The organism is Eggerthella timonensis, from assembly GCF_900184265.1.
GTDB classification, from domain to species: domain Bacteria; phylum Actinomycetota; class Coriobacteriia; order Coriobacteriales; family Eggerthellaceae; genus Eggerthella; species Eggerthella timonensis.
The window spans coordinates 1,342,467-1,367,577 of the sequence record NZ_FXXA01000002.1; the positions used below are offsets into that span (position 1 = coordinate 1,342,467).

The following is a 25,111-nucleotide window of genomic DNA, read 5'->3' on the forward strand; positions in this document are numbered from 1 at the left end:
GTTTCGGCGCTGTTTCATGTATACTGCATGTAAAACGCATGACATGAAAGGAGTCGCTATGCCCGCTTTGCAGGTACGAGATTTCCCCGACGATTTGTACGAGCAGCTGAAAGCGTACGCCGCGAGTCAGCATCGCAGCGTGGCGCAGCAGACCATCGTGGCAGTCGAGCAGATGCTCGAGGCGGCCGACGCGCAGCACTATTGGGACGGTCGGGAGCTGCACCGCCTGGAACGTCGCCCGCGCTACCTCGATTACGACACCGAGGAAGAGCGAGCCGCCCGCATTGAAAAGCGCAAGAAGCTGTTCGCGGAGATCGCAAAAAACAAAGCGAACTATCCAGATGATATGCCGAGTGCGGTTGAGATGGTGCATGAAGGCCGCCGTGAACGTGATCGTCAAATAAGCGATAGTCTTGGTCTGCCCTACGACGAAGAGGTCTAATATGATCGTCCTTGATTGCAATGCGGCCGTCGAGATTGCTCGGGGGACGGAGAACGGCAACGCCCTCATGATCCTCATGGATAACAATGAGAAATCGATCGCCCCGCAATTCTTTGCGTACGAGCTCGCAAACGTAGTGAGCAAATATGCAAGAGGGGGCTATATCGCCCGCGACGCCGCACTCGAATTGGGCCATCAAGCGCTTGAGCTGATCGATGAATTCCAAGACGATAGAAACCTGTGGGAAGAGGTTGTAGCGGAGTCGATACGTTTGAAGCATTCGTCATACGACATGCTGTATCTCGTGCTCGCGCGACGCAATGCGGCTACGTTGTTCACGCTTGATCGCACGCTGCAGCAGCTATGCCTGGACAACGGGGTGAACTGCGTGCTGACGGATACGGCGTTCTAGCGGGGCGTTCGCGCGCATTTTGCATGAAGGTAGCTGCTCGGATGCGTGCATCGCACGCACTTTGCACACGCGATGCAGTACAATGACTAGGTTTGAGTAACGTCTGCCGCGTCCTGGACGGACGGCAGATGCAGATAGCAGTGCTGAGGAGCAAGGAACCAACGTTATGACGGACTTCATGAACGAATACTGCATGCACACCGCCACGTGCGGCGAGCTGCGCAAGGGCGACGTCGGCCGCGAGGTCGTGCTGACGGGCTGGGCGTGGCACAACCGCGACCACGGCGGCCTCATCTTCATCGACCTGCGCGATCGCGCAGGCTACACGCAGGTGGTCGTCGACCCCGACTGCGTGAGCGCCGACGACTTCGCGAAGGCCGAGCACCTGGGTCGCGAGTATGTGCTGAAGATCGCGGGCACGGTGCGCGATCGCGGTGCGGAAGCCGTCAACCCGAACATGGCCACGGGCGAGATCGAGGTGCTGGCGAATTCCGTCGAGGTCCTGAACACGAGCGTCACCCCGCCGTTCTCCATCGAAGACGGCATCGAGACGGACGAGACCACACGCATGAAGTGGCGCTACCTCGATATCCGTCGTCCCGAGATGTTCGAGGCCTTGCACCTGCGCCACAAGGTGGCCCAGGCCATGCGCGGCGCGCTGAACGAGCGCGGCTTCCTCGAGGTGGAGACGCCCATCCTGGCGAACTCCACGCCCGAGGGCGCGCGCGACTACATCGTGCCGAGCCGTCCGAACCCGGGCCGCTTCTACGCGCTGCCGCAGAGCCCGCAGCAGTTCAAGCAGATGCTCATGGTGGGCGGCATCGAGCGCTACTACCAGATCGCCCGGTGCTTCCGCGACGAGGACCTGCGCGCCGACCGTCAGCCCGAGTTCACGCAGGTGGACATCGAGATGGGCTTCGTGCAGGGTGAGGACGTGATGAACCTCATGGAGGACGTCATGGCCGAGACGCTGCAGGCCGTGGGCGTCGATCACGCGTTCCCGCTGCAGCGCATGCAGTACCGCGAGTCCATGGACCGCTTCGGCAACGACCGTCCCGACACGCGTTTCGGCATGGAGCTGAAGGACATCACCGACATCGTGAAGGACACGGGCTTCAAGGTGTTCTCGAGCGTGGCGCAGTCCGGCGGCGTAGTGAAGGCCATCAACGCGAAGGGCGCGGGCGACTGGAGCCGCGGCGACGTGGAGAAGCTGGCCGACATCGCGGCCGAGAACGGCGCGAAGGGCATGGCCTGGATCGCGTTCACGACCGACGGCAAGGAGAAGAGCCCCATCATCAAGTTCTTCAGCGATGAGGAGTTCGCCGCGCTCAAGGAGGCCATGGACGTGGAGCCGGGCGACCTGCTGCTGTTCGCCGCCGACACCTACGAGGTGGCGAGCGCCGTGCTGAGCGCGCTGCGTCTGCACATGGCCGAGGCGCTGAACGTGCCGCGCGAGGGCCATCAGCTGCTGTGGGTGGTGAACTTCCCCATGTTCAAGTACGACGAGGACGAGAAGAAGTACGCCGCCGAGCACCATCCGTTCACCCACGTGCTGGACGAGGACGTGAACAAGATCGAGAGCGACCCGCTGGCGTGCGGCAGCTACAGCTACGACCTCGTGATGGACGGCTTCGAAGTGGGCGGCGGTACCATCCGTATCCACAACGCCGACGAGCAGCGCGCCGTGCTGCGCACGTGCGGCCTGAGCGATGAGGAGATCGAGGAGAAGTTCGGCCACCTCATCCACGCGCTCGAGCTGGGTGCGCCGCCGCACGGCGGCATCGCGCTGGGCCTCGACCGCCTGGTCATGCTGCTGGGCGGCAAGGCGTCCATCCGCGACGTCATCGCCTTCCCGAAGACGAGCAGCGCGAGCGACCCGATGACGGGCGCCCCGAGCGCCGTGACGGGCCGCCAGCTCAAGGAAGTCAACCTGCGCACGCTGTAGGGGAGCGATCTGGGCGTTTTCGTCCACGCGCGCCAATCGGATTGGTAGGAGCCCTCTGTGATCGGAGGGCTCCTTTGGTTTTGGAGAGCGCGCTAGAGCGGGGTTTTTACGTATCCGGTACTGCGGCCCTTGCCGACTTTTTCGATATAGCCCTGTTTTTGCAGGTCGGCCAGCGTTCGCTCCACGGTGGTTGTCGAGATGTCGGGGCATTCGGCTAGGATATCGGCTTTGGTCACCTTGCCGACTTTTCGCTCGAATACCGCTTCGATGCGCTCGGGTTTGCTCAGCCTGCCGGTCACGAGGCCGTCGACGCGGTTTTCAAAATCACGGTAGGCCGCAAGCACGACGCCCAGCAGATAGCGCACGAACGGAGCGTACGCGTTTTCGCCATCTATCCATCCGGTTGAACACGCCTGCAAGGACTCATAATAAGTACTCTTGCTTTTTTCGATCTCCGTTTCGATGCTGATGTATTTTCCCACTACATATCCAGCGCGATACAGGATAAGCAGGGTGAGCAAACGGCTCATGCGGCCATTTCCGTCGTTGAACGGATGGATGCATACGAAATCGAACGTGAACATCGCTATGAGGAGCAAGGGGTCGTATACGTTTGCCTTGAGAGCTTCGTCGAATGCGCCACACAGCTCATCGAGTGCTGCGGGGGCGGTGACGGCCGGCATGGGCTGGAAGCGCACGCGTTTCTCGCCGTTTGCATCGAACTCGATTATGGCGTTGTCGGAGTCCTTCCATGTCCCGCCGAACGACGCACCGGTATGTCGGTACAGGTCGCGATGCAGTTGAAGGATGACGCGCGGCTCAAGGGCTATGTAGTCATAGCTTTCGTGGATGGTGGCTAACACGTCGCGGTATCCGGCGATCTCGGCTTCGTTGCGGTTCTGCGGATCCGCTTTTTGTGCCATGATCTCGTTGAGTCGCTTATCGGTGGTGAATATGCCCTCGATTCTGTTCGAGGCCCGCGTGCTTTGGATTTTCGCTGTTTCGCACAGCGTCTCGAGCACATCGGCTTTCGCTTCGAGATAGAGCGCTTGCTTCCCTTTGTATTCATGAATGGCAGAAACAGCGTTGTTGATGTCCGGTGCCAGCAATTCGTCGGGGAGGTGCCAGTAATCGAAAATCCTCATATGCCGATGCCCTTTCTGCCTCAGAGTGTCTTTTTCTGCATCATTATATACAAAAATGATGCAGAAAAATCGAATATGAGGTAGAAAACAATCTGCGCTCTGTCGCGCTCCATCGACGCGAAGCGGCGTCCGTGAAAAAATAAAGGCACCTGTGAAATAGGTCTTGCATTGATATGAAGGTACTTGTATGATGCCAATCAACAGGTACCTTAGAAACTGCATCGGCCTGATAATTCGGCGCAGGGTTCTCAGGTCAAAGATCTCTCGACAGGAGCTTTGCATGAAACATGATAACGATTACTACTTGCGCGAAGCGGCGCCTGTGAGTGCCATCGCGCACATGTGCGTGCCGTTGCTGGCCGCGATGGGCGTGATGACGCTGGCCTCGCTTGTCGACGCGTTCTTCGTCGGCCAGCTGGGCGACACGGCGGCCCTCGCCGCGATTGCGCTCGCGCTGCCGTTCACCACGGGCCTCATGGCGGTGGGCGATTTGCTGGGCACGGGCGGCAGCACGTTTATCGCGCGTTTGCTGGGCGCGGGTAAAGCAGGGGAGGCCAAGCGCGTATCAGCGACGAACCACGCGCTCGCCCTCGTCTTCGGCGTGATCGCCGCAGTGCTGAGCCTCGCGTTCCTCGAGCCGCTGGCGAACCTGCTGGGCGCGACGGGCGACACGCTCGCGCCGACGATGACGTACCTGGGCATCCTGGCCGCTGGCGCGCCGTTGGCGGTGCTGAGCTTCGTGCTCGATCAGGACGTGCGCGCCGAGGGCGCTGCGAAGGCGTCGATGATCGGCACCATCATCTCGGCGGTGGCGAACTTGGTGCTCGACCCGCTGTTCATATTCGCCTTCGGGTGGGGCGTGGCGGGCGCTGCGCTCGCCACAGTGGCCTCATGGCTGGTCGGCGCAATGTACCTCGTGGTGTACGTCAAGCGCGGCGGCACCCAGAGCATCTCGCCCAAAGACGCCCTGTTCACCGCTCCCGTGCTCAAGGAGATCCTGAGCGTCGGGTTCTCCGCGTTCGCCATGACGCTGCTCATGACCGTATCGGCGTGGGTGCTCGACGTGCTGGCCGCCGGATACTCGGCTGCGACGGTGGCGGGCATCGGCATCGCGTTCCGCGTCTCGATGTTCGCGGGGCTGTTCACGGTTGCGGCCACGGTGGGTGTCGTGCCGCTCATCGGGTACGCGTACGCCGCTGGCAACCGGACGCGCATCAAGGAGCTCGTGAAGACGGTGGCGCTCATCCTGGCCGTGCTGCTGGCCGCTGCCGGCGCCGCGCTGCTCGTGTTCGGCCGTCCGCTGGTGGGCGTGTTCTCAAGCGATCCGGCCGTGATCGAAGTGGGGATGTTCGCGCTGATCGCGCTCGTGGCGGGCGTGTTCGTCTCAAGCGCGTCCGAGCTGATCTTGGGCATGCTGCAGGCGCTTGGCCGGGGCGTTCCCGCCTCGGTGGTGTCGGTGGCGCGCGGCGTGATCACCATCGCGCTGTACGTGGCGGGCAACGCGCTGTTCGCGTTCACCGGGCTGATGCTGGCCGGGGTGGCGAGCGAGGCGCTGGCGCTCATCGTGGCGTTGGCCTTCGTGCCCTACCTCGTGAAGAAGGTGCGCGGCGCAGGTCGTGCCGACAAGGAAATCGAGACGACCGAGGCGGTTCTGATCGCGCCGGCGCTCGAAGTGAGATAAGGAACCTTTATAATGAATGCATGGAATGAAAACAACCTGTTTGGTTTCGACGGATTTGAAGAGGGAGACGGTTCTTCGATGGGCGATTCCGAAGACATGCGACTGTGGGGACTGCTGAGCCGGCTGCAATGGCTCACGTCCCGCTACCTGATGAACGCCGGCCGCCAAGATGCCGCCATTCGCGACGTCAGCCGCGGCCAGGGTAAGGTGCTCACGCTGCTGAAGCTCAAGCCCGAGATCAGCCAGAAGGACCTCACCGTCCTCATGGACATGCGCCAGCAGTCGCTGGGAGAGCTGCTCTCGAAGCTGGAGAAGAAGGGCCTCGTGGTGCGCGAACCTTCCGAGGAGGATCGGCGCAAGGTGATCGTGCGCATCACCGACGAGGGCCGCGCGGAGGCGGAGAAGCTGGGCGAGAGGCCCACGGTGGAGTTCGCGTTCTTCGACTGCCTCACCGACGAGGAGAAGGCGAACCTGCAGGACTACCTGAGTCGCATGGTCGCCGAACTCGAGTCCACGCTGGGAGACACCGACGACGGCAACGAGTTCGAGAGCCGGCGCCGCGAGCGGGAGCGTTTCTTCGACGGCTTGGGCGCGGGCGGCCCCGACGGGCGCGGTCGCGGCGGATGGCCCGGTTTCGGCGGCTCCGACGGGCGCGACAGGGGCGGTCTCGATCATGACGAGGCTATGGAAGTGTTCCGCTCGATGATCGACGGCGGGCGGCGCGGGCCTCAGCGCCGAGGCGATCGCGGTCCCGATTGGGGTCGCGGGCGGCGCTCCGACGAGCGCTAGGCCGGCGCATCACCCAAGATCGTCACGGGCGTCGAAGGCGGCGGCCAGCAGGTTCTCGAGCAGTTCCTGGCCGTCCGCTGAAAACGGCGCGGTGCTCATGGCGCACACGAGGTAGTCGCGCCCGCCCGCGCTCACGATGCCCGCATCGCATACGCCGCAGAAAGCCGGGTCGTCGTCCGCGTACCACCCGGCTTTTCCGCGCACGGTCGCTTCCGGGGGAAGGGCGTTGCGCAGAAACGATGTTTCCGTTTGTCCGAGCAGCCCGGACAGCCACGTCGCCGACGCAGCGTCGCCGTCGAGATACTGCGCCATGAGGAGCCAGAGCATGCCCGACGTGCGCGTGCTGTATGTGGGGAACCAGTCGTCGTTCAGGCTGGCTGGCAGCCCTCGATCGGCGATCCATGCGGGAAGCCCGGCCGCATCGTAGGACGCGCGCAGGATGCGGTAGGAGTCGTTGTCGGATCGGGTGATGCTGTCGGCGATGAGCGTGCCCAGCGGATAGGAGGCCAGGCCGTCGTACAGGTACGTGTCGGTCGGGTCCATGAAGGCCGTCGCCGGGGCCTCGAAGCACGGCGTGTCGAGGGCGGCCAGCTCCGTGTCGAGCTGGGTTTCGCAGAGGTAGAGCGCGTACGGGGCCTTGAACGTGCTGGCACCGTAGGCAGTCACGTCGAGGTTGCCCGCGAGGCCGCATCCCGTCTCGAGGTCGACCAGCAGGTACCCGGCGTCCCAGCCATGGTCGGCGAACGCGTCGCGCGCTTCCTGAAGGCGGGCGACGGACGTCTCCGAGAGGGACGGGGCGGCATCGGCGGTGTCGGGGTCGAGGCAGAAGGCGAACGGGTCCATCTGCCCGGGAAGCGCCGCGAGGTCGGCGAGCGCGGGGGCGTAGGACGCACGCGTCGTGGACGGGGCATCGGCCTGCGGAAGCGACGGAGAAGGGGACGTTCGCGGGCGCTCGACGGCGCAGGCGCTTCGCACGTCGTCGATGCCGGCCTGCAGGGCGGTTGCGAATGCGGGTGCGAGCCCGCCGCAGGAGGCCGGCGCGGGCGCGCTCGACCACGCCGCCGCTGCGCCCGCGCCGATCACGACGACGGCGACGACGGCCGCGCCTGCGATGATGGCGCGGCGGTGCGTCGGACGCGCATGTGCGGCATGCTGTGCCACGGTCCCTCCGATTCCTGGTTGAACGTACGGTTGATTCTACCAGAACCCGGAAACCGCGCGAAAGCCGAAAGGCGAGCGCGCGTCGGCGTCAGACGTCGATGAGTTCCTGCAGCTCCTTCTTGCTGTGCACGTCGAGCTTGGCGTACAGGCGCCGCGCGTGGCCGCGCACCGTGTTCTCGGCGATGAACAACGTTTCAGCGATGTAGGCTTTGCTGCGCCCCTTGCACAGCAGCTGCATGACCTCGATCTCCCGGACGGTGAGGTCGTGCTGCTTTCCGATGGCCGCGCAGCGCTCGTCGATGAGGGCGAAGTCGTGCGGCGCCGGGCTCGACTCGTCGAGGTCGGAGAAGATGCGCTGCATGGTGGGGTCGCGATAGTCCAGCAGCAGGCTGAGCGCGATCATGATGGCGAACAGCAGCACGAGGGCGAGCGTGGGGGTCATGGCCGGCGCGACGAGGCCGCTCGAGCCCAGCAGCCTCCCCAGGTAGTTCGGCAGCGTGTACGCGAGCCAGCCCAGGCCGAACACGACGTAGGGGTGCAGGTTGCTGTGGTGGGCGATGTCTGAGAGCAGCAGCCAGAGGAACACCACCACCAGGTAGGATATGCTCGTGGAGCACATGGCTTGCAGGCCGGCCGTGGGCTCGAACACGCTGAGCACGAGCATCGCCCCGATGAGCAGCATGATGCCCCGCCACAGCTGCGCGAAGCTGACCGAGCGACGTTTGACGATGACCCACCAGAGGATGAGCAGCGACACGGCCACTTCGATGACGTGGCCCAGCAGCGATGCGTTGGGCAGCGGGTTGTCGTACATGCTGGGCAGCCCGCCGATGAAGGTGTAGACGAACGCATAGGCGGCCACGCAGGCGAACACCTTCCAAAGCGACCCGAACGTTTCCGCGGTGTAGCGGATGTCGGTGGTGGGAAGAGGCTGCTGCCGCTTGAACGAGCGGGTTAGAAACATCGTCGACAGCAGCGGCAAGCAGCATGCGGCCGCGGTGCCGGCTTCGGCGGGCAGCGCCGTGATGATCGACTTCGCAACCGCTCCCAGGATGCAGGCGGCGAAAATGCAGCCGAGCGCGTTGCGCAGGGCCAGACCGCTGTAGAACACGCCCCACCGCAGGTAGCCCCATCCCAGGCAAACGCCGCCGAGGGCCACGACGGCTCCGCTCAGGAGCGGAGGGAACGCCACTGCGCTCGACCCGACGGCGTAGAGGGCCGTGGTGGCGCAGCCGATGGCGGTGAGCACGACGTCCGAGGCTTGCATGCGCGTGCGGTTCGGCTTCTCGGCTCGACGAAACGCGATGGCCATCACGATGAGGAACACGGACTGGGCCAGGTACAGGGAGAACCATGAGTCGCCGCTCCCCGACGGGTACGGCTTGTTCGAGTTGAGCCACAGTATCCACGTATGCATGGTCCACAACCCGAAGCACGGAAACGCCGCCGCGAGCAGCGACATCCGGGATCGGCTCTGCGACCGTTCGAGCATCGACGGTTCAGCCATGATCGTTCCCCTTACGCAACGCGTCGGATGCGCCCCTCTGCGCGATCCGCGAATCCCTCCCCCCGATTATAGGAGCGTTCTTCCGCCCGTTCGGCCCGTTCGGGCAAAACAACACCTTTCGTGCCTAGGGAAAAACCAGCCTGCTCCCCTTCGTGCCCATCGGCGGGGAAAAGAGGACACGGTTCGTAGCTAGAACGCATGCGGCATCGCGGGCATAGTCGTCGTAGGCCGCAGGAGGCGGTCGGAGCAAGGAATGCAACGCGTAACGAGAGGAGGGACCAATGGGGATGAATCGCGGAACCGTGCAAGCTCGGAGCCGACGCGCCGCGATGGCGACGGCGGTGGCCGTGGCGGCGACGGCCTTCGCCATCGCGGGGCTGTTGAGCGCATGCGCGCCGAAACAGCAGCAGGCGGACGCTTCGTCCGGCGAAGGCGCAGACGCGGCGATCACGGTGGCGTGGTCGGCGGACATGGCGTGCTCGTCGTGCCATGCGCACGAAGCGCAGACGGAGTCCGACACGGCCTGCCTGGCGAGCAAGCACGAGGCGGATTCGTGCGAAAGCTGCCATGGGACGGTGGAGAGCCTTGCGGGCGCGCATGCGAACGCCTCGGCCGACGCATCCATGCCGACGAAGCTGAGCAAGGAGCACGCGGTAAGCGAGGAAGCATGCCTCGCCTGCCATGGAAGCTGGGACGAGCTGGCTGCGAAGAGCGTGGACGTGACGGTTCTCACCGATGCCGACGGCACGACGGTCAACCCGCACGCGATGGACCGAACAGGCGACCACGCCGCCATCACCTGCACGAGCTGCCATAGCGTGCACGAGGCCGAGACCGATCAGAAAGAGCTCTGCCTGAGCTGTCATCACGAGGACGTGTTCGAATGTCGAACATGCCACGAATAGAAGGAAGGGGAACTACCATGGGGAAGAACAACGAGCATACGCTGGGACGCCGCGATTTTCTCAAGGGAGCCGCCGTCGCGGCGGCGGGCGCCTCGGTCATGGGCATGGCCGGGTGCTCGGAGACGGGAAGCGCTTCCGCCGCGGCGGGCAAGCGGGCCGTCGAGCCCGAGGCGTGGGACGCGGAGACGGACGTCGTGGTGATGGGGTACGGATTCGCCGGCCAGGCGGCCGCCATCAGCGCCGCGGCGGCAGGGTCGCAGGTGGTCATCTTCGAGAAGGCGCCCGAGGAGCATGCGGGCGGCAACAGCGCGGTGTGCTGCGGGTTCCTCAACATCTGCTCGGGCGACGGCGCGGCCGAGGCCTGGAAGGCCATCACCGACGGCGGCGTGACCGACGCCGAATGCGAGGCGGTGGCGAAGGCGTCCACCGACATGCCGCAGTGGTTCAGCGACAACATCGTGGAAAGCGAAGTGGTGGTGAAGTCGGGAGCCGACGCCGTGCGCAAGCTGTGGGGCAAGGAGTACCCCGACGCAAACGCCGTCAACCTGACCATCGAAGGCAAGGGCCAGACGGGCGGCGGCGCGTACCTGCACCAGCTGTGCGCCGACGTCATCAAGGACCGCTACGCCGATTCGATTTCCATTCGCTACGAATCGCCGGTGACCGAGCTGGTGTACGACGCCGATGCGCGCGAAGTGCTGGGCGTGCAGTACGACGAGGGCGGCCAGGCGAAGTACTGCAAGGCGAAGAAGGCCGTCATCATGGCGTGCGGCGGCTACGAAGGCAACCCCCAGATGATCGAGGACTTCGTGCTGACGCATTACAAGCAGTACCCCATCGGCAGCCCCTACAACACGGGCGACGGCATCCGCATGGTGGCGGGCATCGGGGCGAAGCTGCGCCATATGGCCGCCGTCGAGTACGGTTCGCCCGCGTGCCTCGAGCTGTCGGAGAAGTACAACCAGGCCATCGCGTGCTACAACGGCGGCGACACCACGTCGATGATCTACGTCAGCCAGCACGGCGAGCGCTTCATGGCCGAGGACGGGAAGTGGCCGGCGCACGACAAGCGCTACCCGTACCCGTGCTTCGAGGAGAACAAGGACACGGCCGAAACGCCCAACTATCCCTGGTGGATGGTGTTCGACGAGACGCGCCGCACGAAGGGAACCCTGTTCGCGTGGTCGAACGCCGAGCGCAACGAGGGATGGGCCGCCGTCCACAACGTATACCAGTGGTCCGACGACAACGTGAAGGAAGTCGAGGACGGCGTGGTGTTGAAAGCCGACAGCATCGAGGAGCTGGGCAAGCTCATGGACTACGACGACGCTGATCTGGCCACGTTCACGGCGACGGTGGAGAAGTTCAACGCCGACGTTGCCGACGGGGGCACCGACAGCGCGTTCGGCCGTGCTCCCGCCGTCTCGAGCAAGGGCGACGTCACGCCGGTCAACCCGCTGAACAACCCGCCGTATTACGCGGTGCAGTGCTGCATCTCGTATCTCAACACGAACGGCGGCCCGGCGCGCAACGACAAGTGGCAGGCGCTCGACTGGAACGACGAGCCCATCGGCCGCCTGTACTCGGCGGGCGAGTTCGGCTCGGTGTTCTACCACTACTACTGGGGCGGCGGCAACGTGAACGAGTGCTTCGCGAGCGGCATGGTGGCCGGTCAAGAGGCGAACGCCCTCGACGCTTGGAGCGCCGCGTAAAGCATACCCGGAAGCCGATGCCGCATGCGAATCCCTCCCTCCCTCGCATGCGATCCGGCTCCCCTGATGAGGCGGCCCCGCCGATACGGCGGGGCCGCCTCGCGTGCTTTAGCTGACGAGCACGAGGGGGAGCGCGGCGACGATGAGGAGGTAGCGCAGCACCCAGCCTCCCACCAGCACGCCGATTTCCGACCCGGCTGCCGCGACGCGGCCTTGCGTGCTGCGCTCGAACGCGTCGGACGCCCCGAGCATCGACCAGGCTTCGATGGCGGCGGGCGCCACCAGGCCGACGGCCAGGAAGGCGATCCAGAAGGGGAGCGCGTAGTCTCCGACGAGCAGGCTGGAGACCGAGGCCGATCCCGCGCTGGAGTTGAAGTCGGTGATGAACAGCAGCGAAGCCACCAGCAGCAGCTCGATGAGCGGCAGCGCGAAGTGGGTTCGCTTCAGGGACTCCACGCGGGCGAACTCGTCGGGGCGCGCGAGAGCCCCGTACAGCATGACCGCGGCCATGCCCGTGGATAGCGCCGACACGAGGAAGAGGATGGGCAGCAGCGCGTTGTTCCAGAGCGGGAAGGTGTTCGCGACGCCGAGCAGCGCGCCGGTGTACACGGCAACGCACAGGCCGAGCGCGACGCCCGCGATCTCAAGCGCCTTCGGCACCGCCTTCTTCAGGATGTCGAGCACCGCCACCGCCAAGGCGACGAGCGTGAATCCGGCCAGGAAGACCACGCCCCAGCTCATGACCGATCCGAAATTGGACAGCAGGAGGGCGAATCGCAGCGGATTGTGCAGGCCGGCCTCGGCGTCGAGCATGAGCAGCAGCAGGCCCGCGATGACCACGGCCGGGGCGATCAGGTGCCCGGCTCGTCGCATGTTGACGGCTTCGGGGTGCTTCCATCGCAGGTACGCCGACGCGACGAACGCTCCGCCGCCCAGTCCGGCCAGGAACAAGTACCACGCGATGATGCCGCCCCATACAGGTTCATAAGACATCGTCGTTCACCTCGCATAGAAAACTTTGGCCTTCGTCAGATCGCCCGCCAGGGGAACGGCGTTCGATGCAACGATGGCTTTGGACAATTCGCTTTCGGGATCGTCGAGATCGCCGAATATCCGCGCTTTGGTGGGGCATACTTCGACGCACGAGCTGATCGTCGCGCCGTCGAGGGCGCTGGCCGTGCAGAACCGGCATTTGTCGACGACGCCCGTCTCCTCGTTTTGGACGCGCACCTGGTAGGGGCACGCCGCCATGCAGTACTTGCAGCCGATGCAGCGGCCGTGATCGACGCTGACGATGCCGTTCTCGTTGATGTGCGAGGCGCCGGTGGGGCACACGCGCACGCAGGGCGCATCGTCGCAGTGCATGCATTGGAGGGGAACCGTTTCGACGCGGGCGTGCGGGTACGAGCCTGCCTCACGCTGCTCGTACGTGACGAAGGCCTCCCGCTGCCCCAGGTTGTTCAGGCTTTGGCACGCGGTGCGGCAGGCGTAGCAGCTGATGCAGCGGTTCGTGTCGATGAGCATTCCGAGGCGGGTCATCGGGCACCTCCTTTCGATATGAATACCAGCGTTTCGTCGCGCGCGGTCGTCCCGAATCCCGGCTCGGCGGCAAGCGAGGTCGCGAAAGCGCTCGTGAGCGAGGGCAGCATGACGGCTTTCGGGTGCATGCACGGGGTGGTGTGCACGATGCAGGTTTCCGAGGCTTCGGCCGCGGCGGTGGAGATCGTGACCGCGTCGCCGTCCTCGATCCCCAGATCTCGGGCTGCGGAAACGTTCATCCAGAGGCGATCCAGCCCGCATTCCCGCGAGATCGACTGGAGCCTCTCGGTCTGAGCGAGCTCTTCGACGAACGTCGCAGACTGGCAATCGGTCAGAAGCCTGAACTCCCGCTGGTCCGACGAGGGGGAGACGGCGGGCTCGATCCACCGGGCCGTTTGACCGAGGCCCGCGCGCTCGAACTCGTCGCTGGCGAACGCGATCGACCCCGCCTGCAAGACGCTCGCTTGCGTGGGCAACGGCACGAACGCGACGTGCGCGAAATCTTCCGGTTCGAGTCCGACGCTGGCGAGGCGCGCCGCGACGACTTCGTCGCAGGAGCACGCGAAACGCTCCCCGATGCCGCAGGCGGAAGCGAGGTCGCTCACGATCGCATCGATCGTTCGGGCATCCGGGCAAACGGGGTCGACGGCCTGCGCGCGCAGCGAGGCGATCGCGACGGACCCGGACGCGAGGGAGGGAAAGCCGCGGCTTTCGAGCGGGGTCGGCTCGGGCAGAAGGTACCCGATGCCCGCGTCGTTCGCCGGCTTGACGGAGCCCACGAAAACGCACGTATCGAGCTGCGAGAAGCGCCCGTCGCCCGCCGCTCGCACCGAGGGATCGTCGAGGCACCCGTCGCCGAAGAGGAACAGGCTCTTGACGGTACCGTCTTCGATGCCTCGGACGAGCATCGTGGACGCGCCCGCCTCGGAAACTAGGGGGTAGTCGGCATCGCCGAGGCGCGCGGCGGACGGGACGGGAAGGTCGGGTAGGGCGTTGAAGCCGGGGTCGGCGAAGATCGCCTCGGGTGCCACGAGGGCCCCTCCTTCCCGGTTCCAGCTTCCCAAGAGGGTGTTGAGCAGCGCGGTCGCGCGAATCGTCGCGCTCGCGTTCGCATAGCGTCCGGAAACGCCGTCCGCCACCACCGAGACGGCCGGGGCGGCCTCGGCCAGCTGGAGCGCGATGCGCGAGATGTCGCTTGCGGGTATGCCGGTGAGCGATTCCGCCCAGGCGGGGCGGTACTCGTTGAGCTCGGCCTTCCACGCCGCGAACCCCTCGTCGGACGCATCGAGGTAGCTGGTATCGTAGCGTCCCTCGTCGACAACGACCTGGCAGAGCGCGAGGACGAACGCCAGCTCGGTTCCCGCTGCGAGGGGCGTCCATTCGTCGAGCAGCGTGTCGGATGCCGAACGATAGGGGCTGACGCGGCACAGCCGCCCGCCGTTTTCCTTCGCGGCGGTCTGGGTCGCGACGAGCGAGGGCCGCGTTCCGCCCAGAGGGTCTTGGCCGACGAACAGGATCATGGCGGTATGCGCGGCGTCGGGAACGTACCGGCTCGCGCCGATCGTCCGCTTCAAGACGTTCGCGCACGCCTCCCGCCCCGTGCGATCGGCGGCGAACACGTTGGGCGAGCCGAGCGCGTGCATGAGCCGCTTCCCGTACGCGGCGGCGATCGCTCGTCCGTCGTGCAGCAGCGCGATGCTCTCGGCCCCTGCGGTGCCTGCCGCGGCGTCGAGCGCCGCGGCGATGTCGCCGATCGCCTCGTCCCAGTCGATCGGCTCCCACGAGCCGCTCGCGGTCCGCTTCATCGGCTCGGCGATGCGATCGCTTGCGTACGTCGCATCCCCGTATGCGTAACCGGCGGCGCAGAGCCTGCCCCGGCTGAAAGGATGGCCTCCGTCGCCGCGCAGGCCGGTGAGCGCCCCGTCTTTCACCAAGGCAGTGAGGCCGCATTGTTCCGGGCAAAGGCCGCAGACGGTGGGCACGGCGGCGGCGTCGGCGCTCGTCGGGCTCGTCCATCCGTAAAGGCGTTCGTGGGACGCGCTTGAGCATCCCGTCAGAAGCGAAGCTGCGGCGAGCGCGCCTGCGCCGCCGACGAAGCTTCGCCTCGTAGGCAGATTGGTGTGCATGATGACCCCTTTCCGCGCTACGCGTCGACCGTCGAGACGAGGCCCTTGGCAAGCACTTCGTCGGCGATGTCTTTCCAGTCGATGAAGGTGATGGCCCCGTTCGGGCATTGGTCGGCGCATCTTCCGCACGAGATGCACTTCGTGGACACGCCGGTCAGCGGGTCCACGACGGGCATGTTCCAGGGGCAGGCCGAATGGCAGCCGCCGCATCCGATGCAGCGTTCGGCGTCGATGGCCCGCGCGCCCGTCTCCTCGTCGGTGTAGATGGCGTGGACGGGGCAGTACGCGGCGCAGCGCGGCTCGGCGCACTGCTTGCAGCTTTGGATGGTGTACTGGCAATCGCCGAATTGCCCGTCGGGCGAATCGGGGGATGGGCCGAAGTTGTAGTTCTCCCACACCCGCACGCGGGCGGTGTGCTGGGATACGTGGCCGTCGTTCTTCAGCGTGCACATCATCTCGCAGCGCTGGCATCCCGAACAGCGCCCGCGATCCGTGACGATCATCTTCGTCGGCGTGGTGCTGACCTCGATGCGTCCCGATGCGATGGCGCTTTCGGCGACGCCCCATCGTGAGAGCGCTCCGCCCAGTATCAAGCCCGCAACGCCGCACCCTGCCATGCCCAGGACCGTCCGGCGCGTGACGGCCGGCTTCCCCTTCGCGGGCGATGGCTGCTCGTGCTCGGTTGAGGCATCGTTGCATGAATCGTGTTCAACCATACTTCTCGTCTCCTTTGTTTCGGCGCGATGCTCCGAACCCCCTCGTTTCACATACCCATTCGCCGCTGCGCATGGGCACAGTATGGATCTCGCCCGGATGCCGGCCTCCTCCCTTTGCAGTGAGAGGGGGCGGATTCGTCGAAAATCATCTGAAAAAGAGGAGGCCGCCGCAAGCGGTTCTGGCATGATGGGCGCGTTGTGGATCAACGAGCCTCCTGTTCGCCGAAGCTGCGCATCAGCCAGAATGAAAAGGAGACTTGCTATGACAGAGACGGTATCGTACGGCTGGGCGGGGAAGTTCCTCCGCGTCGACCTGACGACCGGGAGGGTCACGACCGATTCCACCGAGCCGTACAAGCAGTACATCGGCGGGATGGGCCTTGCCAACAAGATCATGTACGACGAGGTGCCCGCCGGCACCGACCCGTTTTCCCCTGAAAACAAGATCGTCTTCGCGGTGGGGCCGCTGACGGCCTCGGGCGTGCCCCTGGCCGGGCGCACCACCATCGGGACGCTTTCGCCCATCACCCAGGACCACCTGGTCATCGATGCGCATTGCGGCGGCATGATCGGCGCCCGCATCAAGCTCGCCGGTTACGACGCGATCGTCATCGAGGGGCAGAGCGCCACCCCGTGCTACATCCACGTCGTCGACGACGTGGTGGAGATCAAGGACGCGTCCGACGTGTGGGGGCTCGGCACGCGGGCCACCACCGAGAAGCTCACGCGCCGCGAGGGCACGCGCGCCTGCGTGGCGTCCATCGGGCCGGCCGGCGAGAACCTGCTTCCCTATTCGACGATCATGAACTCGCGCAACCACTCCGCAGGCGCGGGATCGGGCGCGGTCATGGGGTCGAAGCGCTGCAAGGCGCTGGTGGTGGAGGGCAACGGCCAGGTGAACGTTGCCGACCCCCAAGCGGTTTCGGATCTGAGCGACTACATGCTGAAAGAGCTGATCGGGTCCAACAACAACCACGTGGTTCCCTCCACGCAGCAGGAATGGGCCGAGTACTACGACGAGACGTCGCGCTGGACCGCGCAGAAGGGGCTGTTCTGGGGTGCGGCCGAGGGCGGTCCCATCGAGACGGGCGAGCCGAAGCCCGGCGAGCTGAACACCATCGGCTATCGCTGCATGAAGGCGACGAAGGACCTCGGCATCGAGGCCGAGCCGTACACGGTGAAGATGGGCGGCTGCCACGGGTGCCCCATCCACTGCCACGCCGACATGATATCCAAGGGGGCGGCCAACGTCACGGGCATGCAGACGGTGGGCAACACGTGCACGGCGATGTCGATCTACCGCCGGTTCGACTCGTTCTTGAAGACGGGGTTGAAGGACAAGGAAGACATCCTGGTATGGAACCTCGTCTTGGGATCGACGATGGACGACCTCGGCTTGTGGGAGGGCTACGGCCAGCTGTGGTACGACTTCGGGTGGACATATGCCGAGGGCATCCTGGAGGAGGTCATGTCCCCCGAGGACTACGCGAAGGTGGATTGGTCGAAGTTCTACAGCAACGATCCGTCGGTTGCGGTCGACTTCCTGCGCACCATCGCGTCGAACGACTCCGAGCTGTCCTATTTGGCGCACGGCCCCCTCGTCTGGACCGAGCGTTGGGGTCATCCCGAGTGGCTCGAGAACGAGAAATGCCACAACATCAGCCCGCGCGGCTGGGCCGTCCATCATGGCAACGACGACTCCTATCAGGTGGGCGCCGTGTCGAACATGCTGTTCAACCGCGATCCGATGGCCCACTCGGCCACCAACTTCCTGCGCAACGGGTTGCCCTTGGAGCTGCAGAAGGAGATCGGCGCGGAGCTATGGGGCAGCCCCGACGCGGTCGACGGCCCCGACAACTTCACGCCGATGAACGAGTACAAGGCGCGGTTCTGCTGGTGGAACGTGGTGACCGACGTGCTGCACGACAGCCTGACCCTGTGCAACTGGGTATGGCCGATGGCGGCGAGCCCGGTCAAGTCGCGCGGGTACCGCGGGGACCTCGACATGGAGGCCAAGTTCTACAAGGCGGTCACCGGCATCGACGCGACCACGGAGGACCTGTACCACGCCGCCGCGCGCATCATGACGCTGCAGCGCGCGAACACGATGCGGGGCATGGGGACGAACGACCTGCGTCGCGAGCACGACATCCTGTGCTCGTGGGTGTACGACGCCGACCCCGACATGGAGCCGTTCACCGAGGGCACGACGAAGATGGAGCGCAACGATTTCCAGACGGCGCTCGGCATGGTGTACCAGGAGTTCAAGTGGGATGAGGAGAAGGGCTGCCCCACGGCCGCGTCGCTCGATTACTACGACATGCCCGACGTGAAGGCGGAGCTGCAATCGCTCGGGCTGGTCGACTAGAGCGGCTGCGTGCGAGGAAGGCCGGGCGATGCCCGGCCTTCCTCGCGTTGGAGGGGGGCTACAGGTTCAGGAACCGCTTCACCGAATAGGTTTCGGCGAGGGAGCGCGCGTATCCCCGGCTCAGGTGGAGCGTGGAGAAGTAGTACACGTCGTCGTTGGAGGCGCGAACCGTTTCGAGGTCGGGGTAGGCGCCGGAGGCGACGGCCGCCTCGAACGCCCGCGCCACGCGCTCCTCGTCGAGGAAGAACGGCGCGTTGGCCAGCGATTGGGCCAGCAGGGGCCGCGGGTAGAGCTTCGACTCCTCGCGGGCGCAGGCGACGAGCGTCGCCACGTCGTCGTCTTCCTCGGCGAGGTGCGCCCACGTCGCGTAGGCGTCGGTCATGACGTCGGTCGAGTACAGGGAGGAGCCGGCCGAACCGCGCACCTCGGCGATGTCGTCGCACGCGAGGGGCGGCAGGCCCTCGTCCCGCGCCCCGTCTTCGTCCCCTTCGCCTTCCTCGCCGTCGGCCGTGCGGCCGGCGAGCTGCTCGGCCACGAGCTGAGCGAACGTATCGTCGTCCAGGTGGTCGGGAGCCTCGGCGAGCTGCGCCCAGAGGGGCTGGGGCGTGAGGTTGCCGTCGGACGAACGGTGCCGGACGCAGGAGAAGAGCCGTGCGAGCGCCGCGCGCTCGGCTTCGATGGTCGCGCGCCGCTCCTCGCGCTGTTCGGTCGCTGCGTCGACGATGTCGGCGCAGCGTTCGTCTTGCCGGTGTTCTCGTTCGTCCATGATGGCCTCCGCTCTCGTTGTGCTGCACTCCGAGTATACGGATGACGGGGCGAGCCCCCTCGTCCCTAAGCGATGATTTTTCGCGTTCTGCGGGCGACCCCGCCCTTCCGCGCGTTACTTGCGCACGTACTCGGCCATGTAGTTGAGGATGTCCTGGCGCGAGTGGAGGTCGGTTTTCTGGTAGATGTTGCGGATGTGCGTGCGCACGGTGGTGCTGGCCACGCTGAGCTCTTCGGATATGTGGGCCTGCGTGTGGCCGAGCGCGTACAGCGTGAGCACCTCGACCTCGCGCTTCGACAGCATGAACTGGGCGCCCATCACGATCGCGTCGCGTCGCATCGAGGCCTCCGCGCCGCCTTCCGACGGATCGTCCGGCCCGACGCTTTGCAGCACGCGCTTCTCGAACAGCCTCAGCTCGTCGTCGTGCTGCCGTTGGGCGAGGGCGAGATCGCGCCGCGCCTGGATGGTGGACTGGATGCTCTGCACGGCGAAGAGAGCCACGCCGCCCACGAGCAAGACGCCCGCGACGATGTCGGTTTCCATGGCGAACACGGGGACGAACGAGGCGAGCCACAGGGGCAGGAGGTAGGCGATGTTGATGAGGAGCGCATAGAAATACGGGTCCCGTTTGCCCAGGTGCATGAAACGGATGATGATGAACCAGCGCAGGATTCGGTTGAAGTCGTCCAGCACCATGGTGAGCAGGTCGATGTGCGCGCCGAGGCCGGTGGTGGCCAGGTTGAGGAACATGATGGTGCTGGCCAGGACGAACACCATGAGCCAGCACACGGTGGTGGCCGCGAATGGCGCCTTCCAGATGGAGCCGAACAGGCAAGTCATGAAGACGAAGGAGAACAGGACGCCCAGCGCCATGTTCGTGGGCGAGAACAGGGAGGAGAGGGATTCGTTCTCGAAGTTGAGGCGCAGCAGGCTCAGGATGACGGAGAACAGCAGCAGGGTCGCGGTGTTCCCGATGACGTACCAGTTCGGCGACTTCTTCTCGTCGGCGCGATCGCCGGCATGGTCGACCGGTTCCTGCGCGACATCGGTCGCGAGCCTGTTCAGGGACGACCGGCCGGTCCGGACGATCGCGATGAGGTACAGCTGCATGCCGGCCAGCGCGAACGACGCGGCGTATTCGGCCGCCGCGCCCAGCGAGGGCAGCACGTAGAGCAGCCCTTTGGACAGGAAGTAGGCGAGGAACACGTAGGCCATGGTCGCGCGGATGTTGAGATGGCGTGCGCAGCGGAGCCAGAAGAACAGCAGCCCGGTGATGGCGAGGGCGCCCACCATCGAGGCGGCGAGGGCGAGCGTTTCGCTCGGGTGTCCGAGCAGCGTCGAGACGAGGAGCGCGGCGCTTGCGGCGAGGCTGAGCGCCGTGCACGCGTACGCGATGCGCTTCACGATCCGTTTTTGCAGGTGGTCGCTTCGGAAGGCCAGGTAGATCAGGCAGAGGGCGAATAGCCCCAGGCGCAGCACGTGGAACACGTCGTACACGATGGTTTGGGCGTCCCCGCCGAAGACGAGCGTCGTGGGGATGGTGATGTCGATGAGGCGGTGCGCCTGGGGCTGCAGGGTTCCCGAAAAGTTGAAGGGCGTGAGCACCGAGAACGAGACGCGCGCGAACGCCAGGCCCAGGATGCAGGGCACGAGCGCCAGGTAGCTGCGCGCGACGGCGCGGCTGGGCGCCTCCTTGGTTTCGGCCGATGAGGTTTTCACGAGATGTCAGCTTTCATGTGCGCTCCCCTCACAGCTGCTTCGCGTCTCTGGCATTCTAGCATAGACCGCCCGCACCGAGGCTCTGTGGACATTTGGTTGCTTCGGCGGGGGAGAGGGGCGCGGTGGACGCGCTTCGTTGAAAGGGCCGAAGCCCAGGTGGACTTCGGCCCCTTCTTCTACGAGGATTGCTCGGGCGTGTCTGGGTGACTTCTGCAGGCGATGACCTGCACGTCGCCTCCTTCGATGCGGTACACCAGCAGGTGATCGTCGGCGATGCGCCGCGCCCAGAGCGACGAATCCCCCCGCTTCACGGGCCGTGGCTCGCCGAGCCCCACGTCCGCACCATCTTCCTCGATGCTCTCGATCAGCGTCTTGATGCGCTGGCGGACGGTGTCGTCCTGGCTCCTCCAAGCGCGGTAGTCCTCCCAAGCTTCGGGGGCCCATACCCTGATCTTGTCGTTCGATTCGTGCATGACTCCCCGGCCTTCGTCGAGGGCCGCCACATTGCTATCGATGCGGGCGAGGTCTTCGGCGCTGTACGCCACTTCGACGGGCAGCCCGAGCGGAAGCTGGCCTTCCTCGACCGCTTTTTTGGCGAAGATGAGGAACGCCGTGGAAACGTCGATGCCCAGGTTCTTGCACATCGCCTCCAGCTGCTCCAGCGTTGGGGTGTCGAGGGGGACGTTGACCATGCTCATGCCCATGTCGTCCATCATGGCGGCAAATCGCGTGTTCTCGAGAGCCACATGCTCCTTGCGGGGAGCGCCTGCGGCAGGCGGAAGGACTTCGCTCGGTACGGGGAGCGCGCGTTCCTTCGAAGGGGCTTGCGCGTCATCGTCCTCGGTGATCTTCAACCCCTTGGGGATGAGCTTCCGCACGACGATGGCCGACACCAGGATGACGATGCCGCCCACGATGCAGGTCACGACGAGGGACTCGTTGAACGCCTCAGCGCCGCGCTTGAGCAGCTCGGGCAGCCCGTACGCGTTGCCGATCTCCGTCGTCGCGGCGAACGACTGCTTAGCCGCGTTGATGGCCTGTCCGTCCAAGCCCATGGCGCGCAGGGCGCCGGTGCCGAGTTCGGAGCGGTAGATGATGGAGGCGAGGCTTCCCAGAATCGCAACGCCCAGCACGTTGCCCAGATCGTAAGAGATTTCCTGGAGACTGCCTGCGCTCGATGCCTTCTCCACCGGCGTTTCGGCCATGATGAGCGATGCGCCGATGGCCAGCGAGCCCGTTCCCAATCCTACCAGGCAGGTTGAGATGATGACGGGGGCGAGGGTGAGGTCGTCGCGGAAGAAGAACAGCATGAGCATGGCGCCTGCGGCCAGCACCAAGCCGCCGGCGACCACGTGCCGCGCCTGGTAGCGCATCGCGAGGGCCGCCGCTCCCAGGCTCGAGATCAAGGTGGCCACGGACATGGGAATGAGGTGGATGCCCGATTCAAGCGTACCGTCGCCGTTGACCAGCTGCAGCCATTGGGCGAGCATGTACAGGAGCACGGCCAGGGCGAACGTGCATGCCATGGTGGCGATGACGCCGGCTGAGAACGTCTTGCTTTTGAACAGGGATAAATCGACGATGGGGTTTGGGGACTTCAGGCACCTGACGACGAACACCACCATGAGGGCCAGACCGCCGAGCGCAGCCGCCACGCCCACGACATCGAAAGCCAGCTCGGCTGCGAGGTGCTTGATGCCCCACAGAAGCGCCGCCATACCGGCAAGGGCGAGGATCGAGCCCACAAGATCGAAGCGTCCGGGATTCTTGAGACGCACTTCGGGCATGGCGAAGATGCCGAGCAGGAAGGCGATACCGACGAGGGGCACGTTCACGAGGAACGCCGAGTGCCAGTTGAAATGCTCAAGCAAAAATCCACCGATGAGCGGGCCGGCTGCCATGCCGATAGCGCTGATGGCCGACCACGCGGCAACGGCTATCGCGCGTTCCTTCGAATCCGTGAAGATGCTCCGGATCATAGATATGGTTATGGGCATGATCATCGCTCCGCCGATGCCCAGGAAGGCGCGGATGGCGATGAGCTGGCTTGCGTCGTTGATGAATACGACCAGGACGGAGCCGATGCCGAAGATGAGGAATCCTCCGAGGAGCATCTTCTTTCTGCCGAACCGGTCCGAGAGCGAGCTCGTGGCAACGAGGAATCCTGCCAGCACGAGCGAGTAGACGTCGACCGTCCAGAGAAGCTGATCCGATGTGGGACTGAGATCCCGGGTCAGCTCGGGCAGCGCGATGTTGAGGACGGTCAGGTCGATGGCGACCACGAACTGCCCCAGCAAGATCGCGATGAGAGCTGTCCACAGGCGACCTTTCGAGATCGTCTGTGGTTTGATTACGATAGAGTCATCCATAATAGGCGTACACCTTCCTTACGTGTTTCCGAATGCGTGCTCTCCTGTTCCTTGTCGCTACAGCTCGATGCTGTCCACCACGCTGTTGATGTCCACCTTGTCGCCCACGACGTTGATCTCGTAGATCGTGTCGGGCGCGACGACGTAGGCGGTTTTGAATTCGTAGGTTCGCTTCACTCCCTCGATGTCCTTGACGAAGCTGTACTCGTAAATCGTGACCTGGGCACCATCGATCACCTGGGACTTCTCCTTGTCGATGCTCCACGCGGATATGCCATGCTTCTTTTCGAGGTCGGCCTGCTTCGCTGCGATGGCTTCGGCAGCCGTACGGACGACGGGGTCGGCGGCCCCGGCCTCTTGCTCAGCGCCCGACTCCTCGACCGCGGGCGCGCTGGCCGCTTCCGGCTTCTCTGCGAGCTTCTCGTAGCTGACAACGAGGCTGTTACCCGTTTCGTCTTCGTCCAAATCGGCGTTGTCTTCCACGAAGCTGACCGTTCCTCGTGATTCGCCGTTGCCGTCGCTCGAGCTTTCGATCCAGGAGTTCGGAGCCTTGAACGCCATGCTTTGGACGCTCACCTCGCGATCCAGGCTCGCCCCGCAGCCGGCAAGCGCGCAAGCTGCGAACATGCTCAAGGCGAAAACGGCAACAATAGGAATCTTTTTCTTCATCTTAATCGACCTCTTCTCTCTTCCGAAACCGGTACAACCCTTTTAATGTACTTATGTACATTTGGAAGCATAACACCGAGGAAGTTAATGTTCAAGTGTACATTAACGAAATAATGGATTAGAATAGGAGTTCGCAAAGTGTTGGAGCGCGATCCGCGCAGGAGGTTTCCATGAAAGAAGACGGAGCGAAGCTCAGCGAATCGACGAAGAATCCAAAGAAGAGACGTGCGCCGCGCGATCCTGCCGGAAGAAAGCAGGCCATCGTCAACGCCGCCGCCGATCTCATATCTCGCGAGGGAAGCAGCAAGATCACCAACCGGCGCGTGGCCGAGGAAGCCGGCGTTCCGTTGGGATCGACCACGCAGTATTTCAAGAGCATCGACGAGCTGCGGCGCGAGGGCTTGGCCGAGGTCGCTCGGAGGATCGAACGCGAATACGACGAGGTGTTCCTCGTTACTGAGCAGGGAAGCCGCGATGCGGCAGCGCTTGCGGAGGTCATCAACGAGTACCTCTCGGATCGCCATAGAGTGCACGCTGACGCCGCGCTCTACGCAGCGGCGATCGAAGATCCCGAGGTGGAGGACATAACGAGGAGTGCTTTCGAGTCGTTCTTGCGCAGATGCAGGCCGTTCATGGACGAGCAGCGTGCGAAAATCCTCTGCGCGTTCATGGAAGGCGCCATGATCAACTCCTGTTTCATGGGCGTTCCCTACGACCGAGACACTATCCGAACAGCCGTCAACCTCATATTGGGAGACTCCGACGCGTCCTCTTAAGCCCGCACCGAGGCTCTGTGGACATTTGGTTGCTTCGGCGGGGGAGGGGGAGCGCGGCGGGCGCGCTTCGTCTATACTGATGCTTCGCATGCGCGAGCATGCTTTACGAGTATCTCGGATGGGCCGGGGCGGCGCCATGTTCCGAACCTGGTCAGGTCCGGGAGGAAGCAGCCATAAGGGACCGCTGGCGAGCGCCCCTGCCTATCCGGGATACTTTGTTTCGCTTGGCCTTCCGGCCAAGCGAAACGGCTCGACGCTGCGAAGGGCTGCGGCACCGAATCTTGCCCCTTTCACGCTTGCCCTCACGTGCCGAAGCACGCTCGGCCGCGCGACGGGGCAATCTCCGGCACCGCAGCCCTTCTCG

The 25,111-nt window shown here is 64.7% G+C and carries 20 protein-coding genes and 1 other RNA gene; 10 read left to right on the forward strand and 11 right to left on the reverse strand.

Features of this window, described 5'->3' with window-relative positions; all coding sequences use genetic code 11:
* Nucleotides 1–58 precede the first annotated feature (58 nt).
* From C1A15_RS05560 to aspS, 3 genes are all read left to right on the forward strand, one after another.
* Entirely contained in the window at nt 59–442 is a 384-nt protein-coding gene (locus tag C1A15_RS05560) for a ribbon-helix-helix domain-containing protein (RefSeq protein WP_101721627.1), read from the forward strand.
* Between the two features lies 1 nt (nt 443).
* Entirely contained in the window at nt 444–854 is a 411-nt protein-coding gene (locus C1A15_RS05565; RefSeq protein WP_101721628.1) for a type II toxin-antitoxin system VapC family toxin, read from the forward strand.
* 166 nt (nt 855–1,020) lie between these two features.
* Nucleotides 1,021–2,799, forward strand: coding sequence for an aspartate--tRNA ligase (gene aspS, locus C1A15_RS05570; protein WP_101721629.1), 1,779 nt, complete (start codon nt 1,021–1,023; stop codon nt 2,797–2,799).
* A 92-nt stretch (nt 2,800–2,891) separates the two neighbouring features.
* Here aspS and C1A15_RS05575 read toward each other — a convergent pair whose 3' ends face one another.
* Entirely contained in the window at nt 2,892–3,944 is a 1,053-nt protein-coding gene (locus C1A15_RS05575; RefSeq protein ID WP_101721630.1) for a Fic family protein, read from the reverse strand.
* Nucleotides 3,945–4,224: 280 nt separating this feature from the next.
* Between C1A15_RS05575 and C1A15_RS05580 the strand changes: the two genes are divergently transcribed.
* Both C1A15_RS05580 and C1A15_RS16820 read left to right on the forward strand, forming a co-directional pair.
* Complete coding sequence (locus tag C1A15_RS05580; RefSeq protein ID WP_180953004.1) at nt 4,225–5,625, forward strand: MATE family efflux transporter; 1,401 nt, start codon at nt 4,225–4,227, stop codon at nt 5,623–5,625.
* Nucleotides 5,626–5,703: 78 nt separating this feature from the next.
* Nucleotides 5,704–6,414, forward strand: a complete 711-nt coding sequence (locus C1A15_RS16820; protein ID WP_219618179.1) for a MarR family winged helix-turn-helix transcriptional regulator — start codon at nt 5,704–5,706, stop codon at nt 6,412–6,414.
* Nucleotides 6,415–6,423: 9 nt separating this feature from the next.
* Here C1A15_RS16820 and C1A15_RS05590 read toward each other — a convergent pair whose 3' ends face one another.
* The gene (locus C1A15_RS05590; protein WP_101721632.1) at nt 6,424–7,575 is read right to left on the reverse strand and encodes a serine hydrolase; all 1,152 of its coding nucleotides are present in this window, start codon (nt 7,573–7,575) and stop codon (nt 6,424–6,426) included.
* Between the two features lie 88 nt (nt 7,576–7,663).
* Entirely contained in the window at nt 7,664–9,082 is a 1,419-nt protein-coding gene (locus tag C1A15_RS05595) for a helix-turn-helix transcriptional regulator (protein WP_101721633.1), read from the reverse strand.
* A gap of 281 nt (nt 9,083–9,363) precedes the next feature.
* Between C1A15_RS05595 and C1A15_RS05600 the strand changes: the two genes are divergently transcribed.
* Nucleotides 9,364–9,987 carry a cytochrome c3 family protein gene (locus C1A15_RS05600; protein WP_219618181.1) on the forward strand — a complete coding sequence of 208 codons (624 nt, stop codon included), beginning with the start codon at nt 9,364–9,366 and terminating at the stop codon, nt 9,985–9,987.
* Nucleotides 9,988–10,004: 17 nt separating this feature from the next.
* On the forward strand, nt 10,005–11,699 hold the full coding sequence (locus C1A15_RS05605; protein WP_180953005.1) for an FAD-binding protein: 1,695 nt from the start codon (nt 10,005–10,007) through the stop codon (nt 11,697–11,699).
* Between the two features lie 108 nt (nt 11,700–11,807).
* Here the strand turns inward: C1A15_RS05605 and nrfD are convergent, their stop codons facing one another.
* From nrfD to C1A15_RS05625, 4 genes are read right to left on the reverse strand one after another with little or no spacing between them, the layout of a single operon-like run.
* Complete coding sequence (nrfD, locus tag C1A15_RS05610) at nt 11,808–12,692, reverse strand: NrfD/PsrC family molybdoenzyme membrane anchor subunit (RefSeq protein WP_101721636.1); 885 nt, start codon at nt 12,690–12,692, stop codon at nt 11,808–11,810.
* 6 nt (nt 12,693–12,698) lie between these two features.
* A complete protein-coding gene (locus tag C1A15_RS05615; RefSeq protein ID WP_101721637.1) occupies nt 12,699–13,238 on the reverse strand; it encodes a 4Fe-4S dicluster domain-containing protein in 540 nt (179 codons plus the stop codon).
* Nucleotides 13,235–15,364 (reverse strand): molybdopterin-containing oxidoreductase family protein, encoded by a 2,130-nt coding sequence (locus tag C1A15_RS05620; RefSeq protein ID WP_180953006.1) that lies wholly within the window; start codon nt 15,362–15,364, stop codon nt 13,235–13,237. The genes C1A15_RS05615 and C1A15_RS05620 overlap by 4 nt, the downstream gene beginning before the upstream one ends.
* 17 nt (nt 15,365–15,381) lie before the next feature.
* On the reverse strand, nt 15,382–16,080 hold the full coding sequence (locus tag C1A15_RS05625) for a 4Fe-4S binding protein (protein ID WP_101721639.1): 699 nt from the start codon (nt 16,078–16,080) through the stop codon (nt 15,382–15,384).
* Nucleotides 16,081–16,342: 262 nt separating this feature from the next.
* Here C1A15_RS05625 and C1A15_RS05630 point away from each other — a divergent pair, with 262 nt between their 5' ends.
* Nucleotides 16,343–18,448 (forward strand): aldehyde ferredoxin oxidoreductase, encoded by a 2,106-nt coding sequence (locus tag C1A15_RS05630; RefSeq protein WP_101721640.1) that lies wholly within the window; start codon nt 16,343–16,345, stop codon nt 18,446–18,448.
* A gap of 58 nt (nt 18,449–18,506) precedes the next feature.
* On the opposite strand, the gene C1A15_RS05635 is transcribed toward C1A15_RS05630, so the two are convergent.
* The 4 genes from C1A15_RS05635 to C1A15_RS05650 form a co-directional block, all read right to left on the reverse strand.
* Nucleotides 18,507–19,214, reverse strand: coding sequence for a hypothetical protein (locus C1A15_RS05635; protein ID WP_101721641.1), 708 nt, complete (start codon nt 19,212–19,214; stop codon nt 18,507–18,509).
* Between the two features lie 114 nt (nt 19,215–19,328).
* Nucleotides 19,329–20,933 (reverse strand): helix-turn-helix transcriptional regulator, encoded by a 1,605-nt coding sequence (locus tag C1A15_RS05640; protein ID WP_101721642.1) that lies wholly within the window; start codon nt 20,931–20,933, stop codon nt 19,329–19,331.
* A gap of 176 nt (nt 20,934–21,109) precedes the next feature.
* Nucleotides 21,110–23,302: a Txe/YoeB family addiction module toxin gene (locus tag C1A15_RS05645; RefSeq protein WP_101721643.1), complete on the reverse strand. Its 2,193-nt coding sequence runs from the start codon at nt 23,300–23,302 to the stop codon at nt 21,110–21,112.
* Between the two features lie 57 nt (nt 23,303–23,359).
* The gene (locus C1A15_RS05650) at nt 23,360–23,971 is read right to left on the reverse strand and encodes a hypothetical protein (RefSeq protein WP_146001812.1); all 612 of its coding nucleotides are present in this window, start codon (nt 23,969–23,971) and stop codon (nt 23,360–23,362) included.
* Between the two features lie 170 nt (nt 23,972–24,141).
* On the opposite strand from C1A15_RS05650, the gene C1A15_RS05655 reads away from it, so the two are divergent.
* Together C1A15_RS05655 and ffs are read left to right on the forward strand one after the other, a co-directional pair.
* Nucleotides 24,142–24,747, forward strand: a complete 606-nt coding sequence (locus C1A15_RS05655) for a TetR/AcrR family transcriptional regulator (RefSeq protein ID WP_101721645.1) — start codon at nt 24,142–24,144, stop codon at nt 24,745–24,747.
* 116 nt (nt 24,748–24,863) lie between these two features.
* Nucleotides 24,864–24,957: signal recognition particle sRNA small type (ffs, locus tag C1A15_RS05660), an RNA gene on the forward strand.
* The last annotated feature ends 154 nt before the right edge of the window (nt 24,958–25,111 follow it).